Source organism: Henriciella pelagia, from assembly GCF_002088945.1.
Classification (GTDB): Bacteria; Pseudomonadota; Alphaproteobacteria; order Caulobacterales; family Hyphomonadaceae; genus Henriciella; species Henriciella pelagia.
In genome coordinates this window covers 219,841-236,031 of the sequence record NZ_NCSU01000015.1, presented here as the reverse complement: position 1 = coordinate 236,031, position 16,191 = coordinate 219,841, and the positions used below count along the sequence as shown (strand labels likewise).

General features: G+C 60.6%; 15 protein-coding genes. 11 read left to right on the top strand and 4 right to left on the bottom strand.

The window, feature by feature from the left end:
- Nucleotides 1-831 carry a c-type cytochrome gene (locus B8746_RS15690; RefSeq protein ID WP_095380897.1) on the bottom strand — a complete coding sequence of 277 codons (831 nt, stop codon included), beginning with the start codon at nt 829-831 and terminating at the stop codon, nt 1-3.
- Between the two features lie 227 nt (nt 832-1,058).
- Here B8746_RS15690 and B8746_RS15685 point away from each other — a divergent pair, with 227 nt between their 5' ends.
- Nucleotides 1,059-1,916, top strand: coding sequence for a prephenate dehydratase (locus B8746_RS15685; protein ID WP_084394646.1), 858 nt, complete (start codon nt 1,059-1,061; stop codon nt 1,914-1,916).
- On the opposite strand, the gene serB is transcribed toward B8746_RS15685, so the two are convergent.
- Entirely contained in the window at nt 1,913-2,842 is a 930-nt protein-coding gene (serB, locus tag B8746_RS15680; protein ID WP_084394645.1) for a phosphoserine phosphatase SerB, read from the bottom strand. The two genes, B8746_RS15685 and serB, sit on opposite strands and share 4 nt — an antisense overlap.
- A gap of 53 nt (nt 2,843-2,895) precedes the next feature.
- Here serB and miaA point away from each other — a divergent pair, with 53 nt between their 5' ends.
- The 5 genes from miaA (at nt 2,896) to ilvC (ending at nt 8,150) form a co-directional block, all read left to right on the top strand.
- Nucleotides 2,896-3,825, top strand: a complete 930-nt coding sequence (miaA, locus tag B8746_RS15675) for a tRNA (adenosine(37)-N6)-dimethylallyltransferase MiaA (RefSeq protein ID WP_084394644.1) — start codon at nt 2,896-2,898, stop codon at nt 3,823-3,825.
- A gap of 195 nt (nt 3,826-4,020) precedes the next feature.
- Nucleotides 4,021-5,799, top strand: a complete 1,779-nt coding sequence (locus B8746_RS15670) for an acetolactate synthase 3 large subunit (RefSeq protein ID WP_084394750.1) — start codon at nt 4,021-4,023, stop codon at nt 5,797-5,799.
- A 28-nt stretch (nt 5,800-5,827) separates the two neighbouring features.
- Complete coding sequence (locus tag B8746_RS15665; protein WP_084394643.1) at nt 5,828-6,529, top strand: hypothetical protein; 702 nt, start codon at nt 5,828-5,830, stop codon at nt 6,527-6,529.
- Nucleotides 6,526-7,077 carry an acetolactate synthase small subunit gene (ilvN, locus tag B8746_RS15660; RefSeq protein ID WP_084394642.1) on the top strand — a complete coding sequence of 184 codons (552 nt, stop codon included), beginning with the start codon at nt 6,526-6,528 and terminating at the stop codon, nt 7,075-7,077. The genes B8746_RS15665 and ilvN overlap by 4 nt, the downstream gene beginning before the upstream one ends.
- Before the next feature lie 56 nt (nt 7,078-7,133).
- Complete coding sequence (ilvC, locus tag B8746_RS15655) at nt 7,134-8,150, top strand: ketol-acid reductoisomerase (protein ID WP_084394641.1); 1,017 nt, start codon at nt 7,134-7,136, stop codon at nt 8,148-8,150.
- On the opposite strand, the gene B8746_RS15650 is transcribed toward ilvC, so the two are convergent.
- Complete coding sequence (locus B8746_RS15650; RefSeq protein WP_084394640.1) at nt 8,147-9,529, bottom strand: MBL fold metallo-hydrolase; 1,383 nt, start codon at nt 9,527-9,529, stop codon at nt 8,147-8,149. The two genes, ilvC and B8746_RS15650, sit on opposite strands and share 4 nt — an antisense overlap.
- Nucleotides 9,530-9,734: 205 nt before the next feature.
- Here B8746_RS15650 and B8746_RS15645 point away from each other — a divergent pair, with 205 nt between their 5' ends.
- The 5 genes from B8746_RS15645 (at nt 9,735) to eda (ending at nt 15,247) form a co-directional block, all read left to right on the top strand.
- Nucleotides 9,735-10,148 (top strand): DUF3617 domain-containing protein, encoded by a 414-nt coding sequence (locus B8746_RS15645; RefSeq protein WP_158084666.1) that lies wholly within the window; start codon nt 9,735-9,737, stop codon nt 10,146-10,148.
- Nucleotides 10,149-10,327: 179 nt separating this feature from the next.
- Nucleotides 10,328-11,797: a glucose-6-phosphate dehydrogenase gene (gene zwf, locus B8746_RS15640; protein ID WP_084394638.1), complete on the top strand. Its 1,470-nt coding sequence runs from the start codon at nt 10,328-10,330 to the stop codon at nt 11,795-11,797.
- Nucleotides 11,794-13,632, top strand: a complete 1,839-nt coding sequence (gene edd / locus B8746_RS15635; protein ID WP_084394637.1) for a phosphogluconate dehydratase — start codon at nt 11,794-11,796, stop codon at nt 13,630-13,632. The genes zwf and edd overlap by 4 nt, the downstream gene beginning before the upstream one ends.
- A complete protein-coding gene (locus B8746_RS15630) occupies nt 13,629-14,609 on the top strand; it encodes a glucokinase (RefSeq protein ID WP_084394636.1) in 981 nt (326 codons plus the stop codon). Before edd ends, B8746_RS15630 begins: the two co-directional genes overlap by 4 nt.
- Nucleotides 14,606-15,247: a bifunctional 4-hydroxy-2-oxoglutarate aldolase/2-dehydro-3-deoxy-phosphogluconate aldolase gene (eda, locus tag B8746_RS15625; protein ID WP_084394635.1), complete on the top strand. Its 642-nt coding sequence runs from the start codon at nt 14,606-14,608 to the stop codon at nt 15,245-15,247. Before B8746_RS15630 ends, eda begins: the two co-directional genes overlap by 4 nt.
- Before the next feature lies 1 nt (nt 15,248).
- Here eda and B8746_RS15620 read toward each other — a convergent pair whose 3' ends face one another.
- Nucleotides 15,249-16,169: a DMT family transporter gene (locus tag B8746_RS15620; RefSeq protein WP_084394634.1), complete on the bottom strand. Its 921-nt coding sequence runs from the start codon at nt 16,167-16,169 to the stop codon at nt 15,249-15,251.
- Between the last annotated feature and the right edge of the window lie 22 nt (nt 16,170-16,191).

The following is a 16,191-nucleotide window of genomic DNA, read 5'->3' as shown; positions in this document are numbered from 1 at the left end:
TTACTCTTCTTCGACGTCCGCAGGGGCAGGGGCAAGTTCGACTTCGCCTTCATTGCCCTCGGGCTGATCGGTATCGTCAATCATGTCGACTGTTTCGATCACGCCCGTGGCCTCTGCCGGTTCGGTCGTAATCTCTTCTTCGGTAGTCGTGACGGCCGCGTCTACCGCGCCAGATTCACCGGCTTCTGCAGATGCCTCTTCGGTTTCACCTTCTGCGGCTTCATCGCCAGCATCTTCAGGCAGCGGTTCCGGGAAGGCAGGCGCGCTCGGTGAGTTTGCTGCGAGATAGGCAAGAACGTCGGCGCGTTCGTCGTCGCGGCGCAGGCCAGCAAAAGCCATCGAGGTGCCGCGGATATAGGCGCTCGGATTTTCCAGCCAGTGGTCGAGATTTTCATATGTCCACGGCTCACCAGCGGTGGCCTGCATGGCGGAGGAATATCCAAAAGACGCCGAATGGGCGTGGGTCGCGCCAACGACGCCGTACAGGTTGGGGCCGGTTCCGCTCGCGCCGCCCTGATCGATGGTGTGACAGGTCGAGCATTTTGCCTTGAAGGCCCGCTCACCGGATGCGGCATCGGCAGAAGCCAGCAGCGCGCCAAGGTCATAGACTTCCTCTGGCTCGCTACCGCCACCGCCCGTTTCGGCGATTTCGGTATAGTAAGCGAAGCGGCTGTGGGCCCAGTCATTCAGCGTCATTTCTTCTTCGCCGTGATGGTCGCCTCCACCATGGCCGGAGGAGAATACGGTATCTGAAAGAACGCGCAGGCCCATTACGCCGAGTGCCACTGCGAGCAGGGCACCGAAGACCTTGTTCCAGAAGAGATCGCCCATAGGGATCATCCTTTAACGTCGTTATGTTGGTTCGCGGGCCTTCTGGCACGCTATCGAGTCGGTGGCAATATAACGGGATGTCTTGGACTTTGCGCCCGCCATAACAGCGGCGAAACGGCGCAGCTGAATCGTATGCGTGACCATCACCTTTCCAGCCCTGCGAACCCTCGCCACTTTCATTCTGCTTCGCGATGGAATAGTGCGGGTGCTTTTTGGGGTCGCCAGCCATGTCAGACCAGATCAAGGGGCGCATTGCCTATCAGGGAGAGCCCGGGGCCAATTCCCACATTGCCTGCCGCGAAACCTATCCGGGCATGGAGCCTGTCGCCTGCAAGACGTTCGAAGATGTCATTTCGTCCGTGGAAAGAGGCGATGCCGACCTCGCCATGATCCCGGTCGAGAACACGATTGCGGGCCGGGTGGGCGACATCCATCACCTTCTGCCGGGCACGAATTTGCACATCATCGCCGAACATTTCATGCCGATCCGGTTCCAACTGATGGCCCTGAAGGGTACGACCATTGGTGACCTCAAGACCGCGCATTCACACATCATGGCGCTCGGCCAGTGCCGGCGCTTCCTGCGCGAGCACGGCATTGATGCTGTCATTGCTGCCGATACGGCCGGCGCTGCGCGCATCGTTGCCGAGACGGGCGATCCGAGCGTCGCCGCGATTGCGCCGGAACTGGCCGCCGAAGTGTATGACCTCGAAATCCTGGCGCGTAACATTGAAGATGCCGATCACAACACAACGCGTTTCGTCATCATGGCGCCGGATCCCGTCGAGCATGATGCTGGCGACGGGCCGACCGTGACGGCCTTCCTGTTCCAGGTCCGCAATATTCCTGCTTCGCTCTACAAGGCGATGGGCGGCTTTGCGACCAATGGCGTCAACATGACCAAACTGGAGAGCTACCAGATCGACGGTTCATTCACGGCAACGCAATTTTATGCCGAGATTGAAGGCCATCCGGATGAGCGGCCCGTCCAGCTCGCGCTGGAGGAGCTTGGCTTCTTCTCTACTTCGCTGAAGATTATCGGCGTATTTCCGGGGCATGCGGACCGCTACAAGCTGGCCCGCTAGTTTTCCCAGACGATTTCGCTGTCGGAATAGCCCTGAAAATAGAGCGCGGCCGTCAGATCCGTGACAGAGATGCCGCAATCGGCGGCGGCCGCCACGACAGGCTTGGCACGGTAGGCGATGCCGAGACCGGCCGCTTCGATCATGGCAAGGTCATTGGCCCCGTCACCCATGGCCAGCGTGTCCGATGGTTTGAGGTTCAGTCTTGCCGCTTCGGTCTGGAGCGCCGCCAGCTTTGCCTCGCGCCCGAGAATGGGCTCGCCCACTTTCCCGGTCAGGGTTTGTCCATCATCGAGGAGGGTATTTCCCTGATCGGAGTGGAAGCCGGCAGCCCTGGCGATGCGGGAGGTGAAGAAGGTGAAGCCGCCTGATACCAGCACGCAATGGGCACCATCGGCCTTCATGGTCTCGACCAGCGTGCGGGCCCCCGGCATCAAGGTAATGCGTTCGGCATGGCATTTTTCGAGGGCGGTAATGTCGAGGCCTTTCAGCATGGCGACACGTTCGCGAAGAGCCTCCTCGAAATTGAGCTCACCGGCCATGGCGCGCTCCGTGATGGCGGAGATTTCCGCCTTGAGGCCTGCGAAATCAGCGAGTTCGTCGAGGCATTCCTGCTGGATGATGGTGGAGTCCATGTCCGAAATCAGGAGGGATTTGCGCCGGTTGCGGGTCGGCGTGACGCACACGTCAGCAATGCCTTCGAACTCATCTTCGAGGGACCGGCGCAATGTTGCCGCGTCGCCGGAATTCACAGCCTGCTCTAGCGCGATGAACTTGTTGTCGCCGCTCAGCAGGCGGACGGGGGCAACATGGACGGTGCCGCTGGCGCGCAGGACCGTATCGAGGCGGTCTGCAAGGGTCTGGCGGCTTGCATCGCTCGCCGCCACAATCGTCGCGACGTGGCTATAATCTGAAGTTTTTTCATCCATTTACGCCATCTCCTGACTTAACGTCGCTTGCTAAACTCTCTACGCTTTCCGTGATGAGACCTGCAATCCTGATCCACGGCCCGACTGCAAGCGGCAAGACAGAACTCTCCATCGAGATTGCGCGTAAGCTCAATGGCGAAATCGTCAATGCCGACTCAATGCAGGTCTACAGGGAACTGAAGGTGATTTCAGCCCGTCCCGATGAAGAAGAGATGGCCGATGTGCCGCACCACCTGTTCGGTCATGTGCCGGCGAGCGAGCGCTTTTCGACGGGCCAGTGGCTCGAACAGGTCCGCCCGGTGATCGAGGATATCCAGAAGCGGGGCAAGACGGCTGTCGTCGTCGGTGGAACCGGGCTTTATCTCCTGGCGCTGACAGAAGGCCTGTCGGAGATTCCGCCGGTGCCTGAGGATGTTCGCCATGAGGTCATGGACATCCTGAAGGCTGATGGTGTGCGCGGACTGAAGGTGCGCCTGCAGGTTGTCGATCCGGATGCCGCGCGTCGCATTGAGGACAATGACCGTCAGCGCCTTATGCGGGCTTATGAAGTGTGGCTGGCAACGGGAAAATCCCTGACCAGTTTCCAGAGCAATCGGTCAAATCCGGTGCTGAACCCTGATGAATGGCTCGGCGTCGCGCTGACGCCGCCGCGGGCGAAGCTCTATGCGCGGATCGACAAGCGGTTCGAAGGCATGCTGATGGAAGGTGCGATGGAAGAGGCCAGGGAGCTGGTGCGCCTGAATGTCGATCCCGACCTGCCGGCGATGAAAGCGCATGGCATGCCGTGGCTGTCCGCCTTCATTCGCGGCGAGATCAATTCGACCATGGCCGCTGAAAACGCCAAGCGCGACACGCGCCGCTATGCGAAAAGACAGTTTACCTGGATCGGGCGCCAGTTTCCATTTTGGCCGAGAATTCCGGGCGCTGACCTCAAAACGCGGATGAGGGTTGTTTCTGCCCTTTACAAGGAGGTTGACCGCTAGGCGGAGGCAGGTTATGCCCCCAACTCGTTTTGGAGGAAACAGCCTTGCGCAAGCAGAAGGTCGTCGTACTTATTAGCCACCCGTGACTGACGTCAAAAGATGTCGGCGCGGGTGCGTATGGAAGGGTCTCAAACGAGGCCCTTTTTCTTTATCAGCTCGCGCGAACTGAAACCTGAACCCTTGAAGAGCCAGATCATGACTACCCAGACTTTGAAGCAGACAGAGACGAAAGCCCGCACAATGACCGGCGCACAGATCGTCATCGAGGCGCTCAAGGAGCAGGGTGTCGATACGATGTTCGGCTATCCGGGCGGCGCTGTCCTGCCCATCTATGACGCGCTTTACTCGGAAAACTCGATCCGGCACATCCTCGTTCGCCATGAGCAGGGTGCAGGTCATGCCGCTGAGGGCTATGCCCGCTCAACCGGCAAGCCGGGGGTTGCGCTGGTGACCTCCGGGCCGGGCGCAACGAACATGGTCACGCCGATTACGGACGCGATGATGGATTCCATCCCGATGGTCGTGATCACGGGCCAGGTGCCGACCCATCTCATCGGGACCGATGCGTTCCAGGAGTGCGACACGGTCGGCATCACGCGCTGCTGCGCCAAGCACAATTACCTTGTCACGGATGTTGATGATCTGGCGCGCACCATCCATGAGGCTTTCCTGATTGCGACGTCCGGGCGGCCGGGACCTGTTGTCATCGACATTCCGAAGGACATTCAGTTCGCGACGGGCAGCTATATCGGCAAGGAAGGCGTTCACAAGCCGACCTATCAGCCGAAGACGGAGCCAAGCGCGCATGCCATCAAGGATGCGCTGGCGCTGATGAAAGCCGCGCGCCGACCCGTATTCTATACTGGCGGCGGCGTCATCAATTCAGGCCCGGAGGCATCGGCGCTGCTGCGCGAGCTTCAGGCGGCCACAGGTTTTCCAGTGACTTCGACGCTGATGGGGCTCGGCGCCTTCCCGGCCAGCCACAAGGACTGGCTCGGCATGGTCGGCATGCACGGCTCCTATGAGGCCAATAATGCCATGCATGATTGTGACCTGATGATCTGCGTCGGGGCGCGTTTCGACGACCGGGTGACGGGGAAGGTATCGGCCTTCTCGCCCGGCTCGAAGAAGATCCATATCGATATCGACCCGTCCTCGATCAACAAGATCATCCGCGTTGACGTGCCGATTGTTGCCGACTGCAAGGAGGCCCTGAAGGCGCTGCTCGCGGGCTGGAAGAAAATCAAGGGCGCAAAACCTGACCTTGAAGACTGGCGCGGCCAGATCGACAAGTGGCGTGAGCGCGACTGTTTTTCGTATCCCGCCAATGATGGCTCGATCCGTCCGCAATATGCGGTGGAACGGCTCTATGAGCTAACCAAGGATCGCGACACCTATATCTCGACTGAAGTTGGCCAGCACCAGATGTGGGCGGCCCAGCATTACCATTTCGAGGAGCCGAACCGCTGGATGACATCAGGCGGGCTCGGCACGATGGGGTACGGCCTGCCGGCTGCTGTCGGCATCCAGGCTGCGCATCCAGAGAGCCTCGTCATCGATATTGCCGGTGAAGCCTCGGTCCAGATGGTGATGCAGGAGGTCTCCACCGCCGTGCAGCACAAGCTACCGATCAAGATCTTCATCCTCAACAATGAGTGGATGGGCATGGTGCGCCAATGGCAGGAATTGCTGCACGGCGAGCGCTATTCCCATTCCTATTCGGAAAGCCTTCCCGACTTCGTGAAACTGGCCGAAGCGTACGGGGCGCATGGCATCCAGTGCTCCGACCCGGCTGAACTTGATCAGAAGATCATGGAAATGATTGGGCATCCGGGGCCGGTCGTCTTCGACTGTCTGGTGACAAAGGCCGAGAACTGCTTGCCAATGATCCCGTCAGGTGCAGCGCACAATGAGATGATCGTCGGCAGCATTTCCGGGGATGAAATTGATGCGGAAGGTCGTAAGCTAGTCTGATTATCAGCTTACATCCGGGAATAGTGTGATGGACCTCAGCAGCATTATGGATTCTGCCTCGAACAACTGGACGCTTATTGTCACCGTGGGTTCGGCAATCTTTGCGGTGATCGGCGCGATTGCCTCGCATCTTGAAACCCGGCGGCAGGAGAAGATCCGCGTCGAGACCCTTCGCATGCACGTCGATAGTGCAAGCCTCGAATGGGGCGCTCAGGTCATCGATATCCTGGGCCGGATTTCAATGTTCGCGCGCACGCGCCGGGCGCAGGCCAATGACCAGGCCTTTAACAATAACAAGGTGAACCTGCTGATGAACCTCTCCTCCATGATCGAGAGAGGCCGCATGTTCTTTCCAAATGTCGATCCGGACGGGAAAGGCGCAGAGAAGGAAGGGGCGTATAGAGGACACCGGCCGCCGATTCTCGATGCGCTCGTCTTTGCCTATTACGAGCTTGAAGCCCTCACGCGCGATGGTGGGCCAACCGGTGAGAACTCTGCCAACTTTGTTGACGATTGCCGCCGGCTGGTCGTGTCCGAGCTGCAAGCACATACAGATCCGCGCAGGCGCGACATGATCCTTGGGCGTTATGACAGACAGCGCAAGGCGCACCGCGAGGATGCCATCCGCAGCGCCTCGTCGATCAAGAACCGCCTCAAGGCGCGCCGTCCGCAGCTCGATTTCGAGCGGCCGGGCGAGCCTGAAGAAGAATATGAGAGAGCCGCTGAATGACGAAAGAGCCCATCCCTGCCAGTGCCTATGACATGGACCACGCCGAAGAGGTTGATGAACGCCGCACGCTGGCTGTCCTTGTCGACAATGAGCCGGGCGTGCTCGGCCGCGTGGTCGGCCTGTTTTCGGCCCGTGGCTACAATATTGAGAGCCTGACCGTTGCAGAGGTTGATCGCGGCAAGCACCGCTCGCGCATCACCATCGTCACGACGGGCACGGGGCACATGCTGGAACAGATTGAGGCGCAGCTGCTGCGGCTCGTCCCGGTCGCCGCGGTCATCGACATCACCAAGTCAAGGCGTGGCATCGAACGTGAGCTGGCGTTGGTGAAAGTCGCCGGCAAGGGCGAAAAGCGCGTCGAGGCGCTGCGCATCGCGGAGATTTTCCGTGCCCGCGTGATCGATACGACGAATGAGAGCTTCATCTTCGAAATCACCGGTGCGTCCGACAAGATCGACCAGTTCTGCGAACTGATGGAACCGCTCGGCCTCGTCGAAGTGAGCCGCACCGGCGTCCTCTCCATCCGCCGAGGTAAGGATGCGGGCTAGAGCCGCAGCAACAGAAAAATTCAGATAATCCCCGAAATTTCAAGGAGTTACCAAAAGTGAAAGTCTATTACGAACAGGATGCTGATCTCGGTCTCATCCAAAAGAAAAAAGTTGCGGTCATCGGCTATGGCAGCCAGGGCCATGCACACGCGCTCAACCTCAAGGATTCCGGCGTCGAAGTCCGTGTCGGCCTGCAGGAAGGCTCGTCCAGCCGCAAGAAAGCCAAGGAAGCCGGTCTCGAAGTCATGACCCCGTCAGAGGCGACCCAGTGGGCCGATGTCGTGATGATCCTCATCCCCGACGAGAAGCAGGCCGTGCTCTGGGCCAATGAGATCGAGCCGCATGTCCGCGATGGCCAGCACATCATGTTCGGTCACGGCTTCAACATTCACTACAATCTCATCCGCCCGCGCGAAGGCGTTGATATTTCGCTGTCCGCGCCGAAGGGCCCCGGCCACACGCTGCGCGACCAGTTCCAGCGCGGCTTCGGCCTGCCGGGCCTCGTCGCCATCCACCAGGATGCGACAGGCTCAGCGAAAGATGTGGCGCTGTCTTATTCCAAGGCGATCGGTAACACCCGCGCCGGCGTCATCGAGACCTCGTTCCGCGAAGAGACCGAGACCGACCTGTTCGGCGAGCAGGCTGTCCTGTGCGGCGGCATTGTCGAGCTGATCAAGGCAGGCTTCGAGACGCTGGTCGAAGCCGGTTACGCGCCGGAAATGGCGTATTTCGAGTGCCTTCATGAAACCAAGCTGATCGTCGACCTCATCTATGAGGGCGGCATCGCCAACATGAACTACTCGATCTCCAACACGGCGGAATACGGCGAATACGTCTCCGGCCCGCGCGTTGTGACGAGTGAAAGCAAGGCGGCGATGAAGAAGGTTCTGGAAGATATCCAGGACGGCACGTTCGCCCGCAACTGGGTGCTCGAAAACCAGGCAGGCGCACCAGGCTTCCACGCCAAGCGCGCCCGGATGAACGATCACCTGATCGAGGAAGTCGGCGAGAAACTGCGCGGCATGATGCACTGGGCGCAGAATGACCGCCTCGTCGACAAGTCGCGCAACTAGGCGGCACGACTGGCCCCGGCCGGCCTGGACTCACGTTTGTTCCAGGCCGCCCACGAGCCGTAATAGACGTCTACATTCGGATAGCCTGCCCGCTTGAGCACGGAGGCAGCGATGCTCGCCCGCATGCCGCTTCCGCACATGACCGTGACCCGGGACCCAAGGCTCATCTCGGCAAGGGCATCCGGCAGGTGTCCTGCATAGGCATGTGTTGCCCCTTCAATGTGTCCGGCATTGAATTCATCGATGCTGCGCACATCAAGCAGGGTCCAGCCCTTCCCGATATCAGCCAGCCGGCTTTCTACGGTGCGGGTCTCGACCAGCGGCAGGGACTCCAGCGACTGGCCCGCTGTTGCGAGGCTGACTGTGCCTGCGTGGTGGCCGATCACCCTGTCAAAACCGATGCGGGAAAGCGTCACCGCCGCCTGCCGTGCCTGTTCCGCGCTATCGCTGATCAGCAGGATGTCCGTCTGGTAGTTCAGGAACCAGCCTGCGAAAGCCGCCAGCATGCCTTGCGGGATGCAATAGCTCCCGGGGACATGCGCGGCGGCGAAATCGGTTTCTGAACGAATGTCGACAATCTGCGCTTCGTGACTGGTGAAGAGTCGGCTGTCCGACGGCACCGGCGGCGGCGTCGGGAAGCGGGAAGTGGCTGACCCGCCTTCGGCATTCAGACGCTCCATTTCCTTGAAGTAGGGCGGCAGGTAATGGTTCTCGCTGATTTTTGCCTCAATGAAGGCCTCGCGGTCCTGCATCGCGAAGCGCTGATTGTTGGCAAGCTCATGGCCGATGGTTGAGAATTCCCGGTCCGCCATGCCGGCGCCACACACAGATCCGGCGCCGTGGGCGGGGTAAATGATGGCTTGTGGTCCGATCCGCCTGAGCTTCTGCAGGCTGTCAAACAGGAGCCCTGCGACCTCTCGCTCGCGGTCCGGATAGAAATCGGTTCGTCCCACATCGCCAATGAAAAGGGCGTCACCGGTGAAGACGCCGACCGCGCGTTCGGGATTGTCTGTGTCATGCAGGACATAGGATACGCTGTCATCGGTGTGACCTGGCGTTTCCAGAACCGTCAGTTCGATCTTGCCGATGCGGAACTTGTCACCTTCGCGAACGGTCGTTGCGTAGGCGATCGGTTGAGCAGGTTGCGGGCCGTGATAGACAGTGGCACCGGTAAGCTGGCTGATGACCGGAGCACCGGAAACGAGATCCTCGTTGCGATGGGTCTCGAAGACATGCGTGATGCGGCAGTCTTCCTCACGCGCCAGATCCATATAGGCGTCAACATCGCGGCGAGGATCGATCAGCGCAGCCTGTCCATTCGATCCGATCATGTAGGACAGGTGCGACAGACCATCTGATTTGATCTTGTGAACAAACATGCTCGTTGTCCCTTCTGGCGTATGTTGCGGTGTGCATGAGAGTTACGCGCAAGTCGGCCGAAAGGTCCGCGATGCGGCTCTCCTGTAATGCGACCGGAGCAGCGGGGCTTGTCCCCAGGTCACGATTTCGCCGTGAATTGCTGGCTAGATCGCATGGGTGGGGCATTGCACCTTTATTGCTGCTCAACCTTGTAGGGAGCCTGCCTTGAAATACACACTGACCGCCGCCGCTTGTCTGATCACCGCTTCTGCCGCCCTGGCCGAACCGGAAGTGACCGAAGGCCTCTGGTCCTATCAGGCGACCGCGACGCTCGGCATCATGCCGATTGTCGACAAGGGCAATTACTGCATCAAAGGTCAGCAGGCCTCGGCGAGCTTCGAAGAGCTGTTGAACGACATCAATCCCAACTGCACCGTCACCGATGGCACTTATGACGCCAGCACCTACGCTTTCACGCTAAGCTGCACGGGTGGGCCACAAGGCCAGCTGGATGGCACGGTGAGCGTTCAGGGGGGGCAGGCGACACTGCGCGCGACGGGCTGGACCGGCACGATCGAAAGCCAGGTTCCGGTAATTGTGTCGGCGTCTGCAAAAAAATTGCGGCCCACATGCAGCTAGATCAGCAAGTATTGCGTGATCAGGATTGCAAAATCATGCAATCTCAATGCAAAAATGGGCAAGGTTTTCGGTAGACCTCGACAAGTTCTCGCATTAGAAGCTGAGCGTGCAAGCAATCGAAACTGGTTGTTGCCGCTGTGGCTTGGCCCGGCTGCGCAACCGCAATCACGCTGGGGCACATGGCGAAGTTCATTCCCGTAGACGCGTTCGATATCGTTATTTTCGGCGGTACGGGCGACCTTTCACAAAGAAAACTCCTGCCGGCGTTGTATCACCGGTATCTTGATGGACAGATCCCGGACGATTCCCGCCTTGTCGGTGTGTCCCGGTCAGAGATGACCGATAAGGCCTTTCGCGAGTTTGCGCTGAAGGCCTGCAAGGCATCGGCCGGAAAGGACTTCAAGCTGGATGACTGGAAGGGCTTTGAGAAGATGCTCTCCTATGTCGGCATGGATGCGACCGACCCAGGCGCCGATTGGGCAGCCCTGGCCAATGCGCTGAGCACAGAAGACCGTCCGACGATTTTTTACCTCGCGGTGACTCCGAAAATCTATGTCCCGATCTGTGAGGCCATCGGCAAGGCCGGCCTTGCAAAGGGCGATGCGCGTGTTGTCCTTGAAAAGCCTATCGGCACCGATCTGGAATCGGCCCGCGAAATCAATGCGGGCGTCGGCGCCGTTTTCCCGGAAGACCGCATCTACCGGATTGATCATTATCTCGGCAAGGAGACGGTCCAGAACCTTCTTGTCCTGCGCTTTGGCAATACGCTGTTCGAGCCGCTGTGGAACCGCACGGCAATCGATCACATCCAGATCACCGTTTCTGAAAGTGTCGGGGTTGGTGACAGGGCTGGTTATTATGACTCGGCTGGCGCGGTGCGTGACATGGTGCAGAACCATATCCTGCAGCTGCTCTGCCTGATCGCCATGGAGCCGCCGAATTCGGTGTCGGCGGACGAGATCCGCACCGAGAAGATCAAGGTCCTGAACGCGCTAAGGCCTCTCACCGCCAAATGCGTCGATGGCGAGACGGTTCGTGCCCAGTACGGGGCCGGTACCGTCGATGGCAAGCAGGTCAAAGGCTATCTCGAAGAGCTCGAAGACGGCGAAAGCGACACTGAGACCTTCGTCGCGATCAAGGCCTGGGTCGATAATTGGCGTTGGGCGCGGGTGCCCTTCTACCTGCGCACAGGAAAGCGGATGCGCTCTCGTCATTCCGAGATCGTGGTGCAGTTCCGCGAGGCCCCGCACGCCATGTTCGGCGAGGAGCAGGCCCAATCCAACCGGTTGATTATTCGTCTTCAGCCAGACGAAGGCGTTCAGCTTTACGTCCAGATCAAGGAGCCGGGACCGGGCGGCCTTCGCGTGCAATCGCTTCCTCTGAACCTGTCCTATGCAGAGAGCTTCCAGGTCCGGTATCCAGATGCCTATGAGCGCCTGCTCATGGATGTGGTGCGGGGCAACCTTGCACTATTCATGCGGCGCGAGGAAGTCGAGGAAGCCTGGGAGTGGGTGGATGGTCTGCTCGACGCCTGGGCTGATTCCAAGACGCCCATCTATTCCTACTCGGCCGGCCTCGAGGACGGGCCGGTTGAAGCGCGCATGCTGCTGCGCGAGGATGGGCGCGACTGGTGGAGCAATGGAAAATGACGAACCTGCACCCCAAGCTGAAAGACGTCACCGAGCGGATCGAAGCGCGTTCGGCCGAGACGCGAGCGGCCTATCTGGACCTGATCCGGTCCCGCAAACCGAGCGGGTTCGCGCGCGAGAAGCTGGCTGACGGTAACCTTGCCCATGCTTCTGCGGGCTGCGCCGTCATCGACAAGACGCAGCTCCTCGGCGCGAGCTGGCCGAATATCGGCATCATCACCGCCTATAATGACATGCTCTCGGCGCATGCGCCCTATGAGCACTATCCCGAGATCATCCGCGACGCAGCCCGCAAGGTGAATGCGACGGCGCAGGTGGCAGGTGGCGTGCCGGCCATGTGCGACGGCGTCACCCAGGGCCAGGAGGGGATGGAGCTGTCGCTCTTTTCCCGCGATGTTATTGCGCTCGCCTCGGCCGTCTCGCTCAGTCATGACATGTTCGATGGCGCGCTGCATCTCGGCATCTGCGACAAGATCGTTCCGGGCCTGATGATTGCGGCGCTGCGCTTTGGCTGGCTGCCGCATGTCTTCGTTCCGGGCGGGCCGATGCCATCCGGATTGCCGAATCCGGAAAAGCAGCGCATCCGGCAGGAGTATGCGCTCGGCAAGGTTGGGCGGGACGCACTCCTCAAAGCAGAATCCGAGAGCTATCACAGCCCCGGCACCTGTACCTTCTATGGCACGGCCAACTCCAACCAGATGCTGATGGAAGTGATGGGGCTTCATCTTCCCGGCGCCGCGTTCGAAAATCCGGGCACGCCATTGAGAGAAGCGCTGACGCGGGCGTCGGTGGAGCGGGCTGTCGCGCTGACGATCAAGCGCGACTACACGCCTATGGGCGAAATGATTGACGCGAAGAGCTGGGTGAATGCCCTCGTTGGCCTGATGGCGACGGGTGGTTCGACCAATCACGCGCTACACATCCCGGCCATGGCGGCGTCCTCGGGCTATCAGATCACGCTTGAAGACTTTGAGGACGTAAGCTCAGTCACTCCACTTCTCTGCCGGATTTATCCAAACGGCCCGGCGGACGTGAACCATTTCCAGGCAGCTGGCGGCATGAGCTTTGTGATGCGTGAGTTGCTGGATGCAGGCCTGATGAATGCGGAGGCGAAAGGCGTGATGGGCCCGATTGCCGAGCACGCGAAAGAGCCCTGGCTCGATGGCGGCAAGCTCGCTTTCCGCGACGCCCCCATGACGAGCGGCGACTTGGATATTGTGCGGCCGGTCTCCGATCCGTTCCAGGCCGAAGGCGGCCTGCGCATGCTGCAGGGGCCACTGGGCCGCGGCGTGATCAAGGTGTCGTCCGTCAAGCAGGATCGACGGGTGATCACAGCGCCCGCCCGCGTCTTCGACAGCCAGGAGGCGCTGAAGGAGGCGTTCAAGGCTGGCGAACTCGACAGGGACGTTGTCGCGGTCGTGCGTTTCCAGGGGCCAGCGGCAAATGGCATGCCTGAGCTGCACGCGCTCTCGCCAGCGCTGGGCGCGCTGCAGGACAAGGGCTTTCGCGTCGCGCTTGTCACCGATGGGCGCATGTCCGGCGCGAGCGGCAAGATCCCGGCAGCGATACACGTCGGGCCGGAGGCGGCCCGTGGTGGCCCTCTGGCGCGCGTTCAGGACGGCGATGTCATTACGCTCGATGCAGAGACGGGACGTCTCGACGTCGATATTGACCCGACCGTCTTCGAAGCCCGAGAACCTGCTCAATTCCGCCCGAACATTTCAGGGCAGGGGCTTGGCCGCGAACTCTTCTCCGCTTTCCGGGACAATGCCGACAGGCCGGAATCCGGCGGTAGCCTGTTCGACTTCTTCCTGCCGGGAAGCTTGAGGGCATGAGCGAGCCGGTTCTCGTTGGCGATATTGGGGGCACCAATGTTCGATTTGCCCTGGCGCGCCGCGGCTTTGCCGGTCATCCGGTGGTGTCGGATGTGTCCGTCATGCCCGGCGACGACTTTGAAAGCTTCGACCTCGCGCTTGCAACCTATTGCAAGGAAGTCGGTCACAAGAAGCCCGAACAGGCGCTGATTGCGATTGCAGGGCCGGTTGAAGACGGTGTGGTCAAGCTCACCAATCGCGACTGGACGGTGGATGCGCGGCGGCTTGCCGATGTGTGCGACCTGAAACGCGTCCAGCTGGTCAACGACTATGCCGCCATGGCCCGCGCCATTCCCGAATTGCCGGACAGCGCGTTCCGCGTGATCCATCCCGGTGACGCCGAGGATGATGGCCGCGAACCGATCCTCGTTTCCGGCCCCGGGACGGGTGTCGGAATGGCAACGCTCATTCCTGTCGGTCGCACCGGTTGGCGCGTGCTGACTGGTGAGGGCGGGCATGCCGCCTTTGCGCCTTACAATGAACGCGAATGGGCACTGTACGAAAAGCTGCTCGAAACCCACGGCTACGTCTCGCGCGAGCTTGTGCTATCGGGCTCAGGTCTGAATGCGGTGCACCAGGCCCTGTGCGCGATTGACGGGGTGGAATGGACCGAAATCCAACCCGGCGACATGCTGGACCTGGCACGGCAGGGTGACCGGATCTGCCGCGATATCTGCGAAATCCGTGCGCGAGGGACGCTGTACGCGCTGGGCGATGCGGCGCTGATGAACGGCACCCGCGGCGGCGTTGTGATCACGGGCGGTGTGGCAGAGCGCCTTGAGGAATGGCTACTCGCGCCGGAAGCGCTGGAACGCTTCATGCAACGCGGACCCATGAGCGATTACATGCCACCTATTTCGGTTCGCCTCTTGCTTGCTGGCGAGGCTGCGCTAGTCGGTGCAGCGGCCCTCTATTTCGACGAAGGACGTGACGAATGAAAACCATGACAGCCTTCCGGGCGGCAATCGAAGCCGCGCCGATCGTTCCGGTGCTCACCGTCTATGACGCGGATCATGCCGAACCGCTGGCAGAAGCGCTGATCAAGGGCGGTATGACGAGTGTGGAGATCACGCTGCGCACGCCCGCTGCCCTGGACGTCATTCGCCGTATGGGTGAGGCCGAAAAGGACCTTCTCATTGGCGCGGGCACCATCATCTCCGAGGGCGATGTTGATGCGGCCCTGAAGGCCGGTTCTGACTTTCTTGTGACACCGGGTACCTCGCCGCTGCTGCTTGATGCGCTGGCCAGCCATGACGGCATCATCCTGCCGGGCGTCGCTTCGGCGAGCGAAGCGATGGCGCGGTTCGACGAGGGCTATGGTGTCCTGAAATTCTTCCCGGCAGAAGCGGCAGGCGGAGCGAAATTCCTGAAGTCGCTGGCCGGTCCCCTGCCGCATATCGATTTCATGCCAACCGGTGGCATCACCCCGCAGAATGCTGGCGAGTACCTCTCCCTGCCGAATGTCATCGCCGTGGGCGGTTCGTGGATTGCCACGAAGGACGAGATGGCACGGGGCGACTGGGCGGCAATTACTGAAAAGGCCCGTGAAGCGGTCAAGATCGGGCGCAGCCTCTAGCTCACTCTGGAATATCGCTCGCCGGCAGCCCAGCCTGCCGACGCGTGCGGAACCGTCCTTCGAAGGCGACAATCATACAGCTTGTGATGATGATAACGGCGCCCGCCCAGAGCTGCCAGCCCGGCCACTCATCGAAGAAAATGAGGCCGAGGACCGCACTCCAGATGAGGGCGGTGTACTCAATGGGCGCGAGCTGCTGAGCCGGTGCCTTGGCGTAAGCCAGCGTCATCAGGAACCAGACCGAATAGCCCGCTGCGCCAAGCGCGAGAAAGACCGGTAGCGATGCCAGCACCGGAAAGCCGAAAAAGCCGAAGGTTATTGGAAGCAGTGCGATGGCGGGCACGACATTGGTAAACATGGCAATAGTTGTCGCGTCTTCCTTCGTGGCGCGCATCCGCAGGAAGACGAGCACAAAGGCATAGCCGATCGTGGATGAGAACAGGGCGATGAGGCCGAGTGTCCGGTTCTTGCCGTCCGCGAGATCGTTGCCTGCGCCCGACCCGGTCACGGCGAGCAGTACGCCGAGAAACCCGATGAGCGCAGCGGCCACAGCTACCGGACTGATCTTCTCACCAATGACAATGCGGGCGACCGGCGCCACCATGAGGGCGGCGGTAAAGCCGAGGGCAGTGGCTTCGGCGAGGCGCAGCTGGGTCAGGGCGTAGAAGAAGGTGAATGCACAAAACAGCTGCAGCAGGCCGCGGATTGTGTGGAAACGGATAGCTTCGGCCTTTGGGGCTGGCCTGCGCTTGGCCTTGAACACCGCAAAAGCAATGATCCCGCCAAACAGGAATCGCCAGGCTAGCAGGTGATGAAGGCCGGCATTGGGGGCGACACCTTTCACCAGAGCATCAATGCCTGTTCCCATCGCAATCGCAATGACGGCTATGAACACGGGAGCGGCGAAAAAGCGGGTCAACATCGGTCGGCCCGTTTAATCGGTG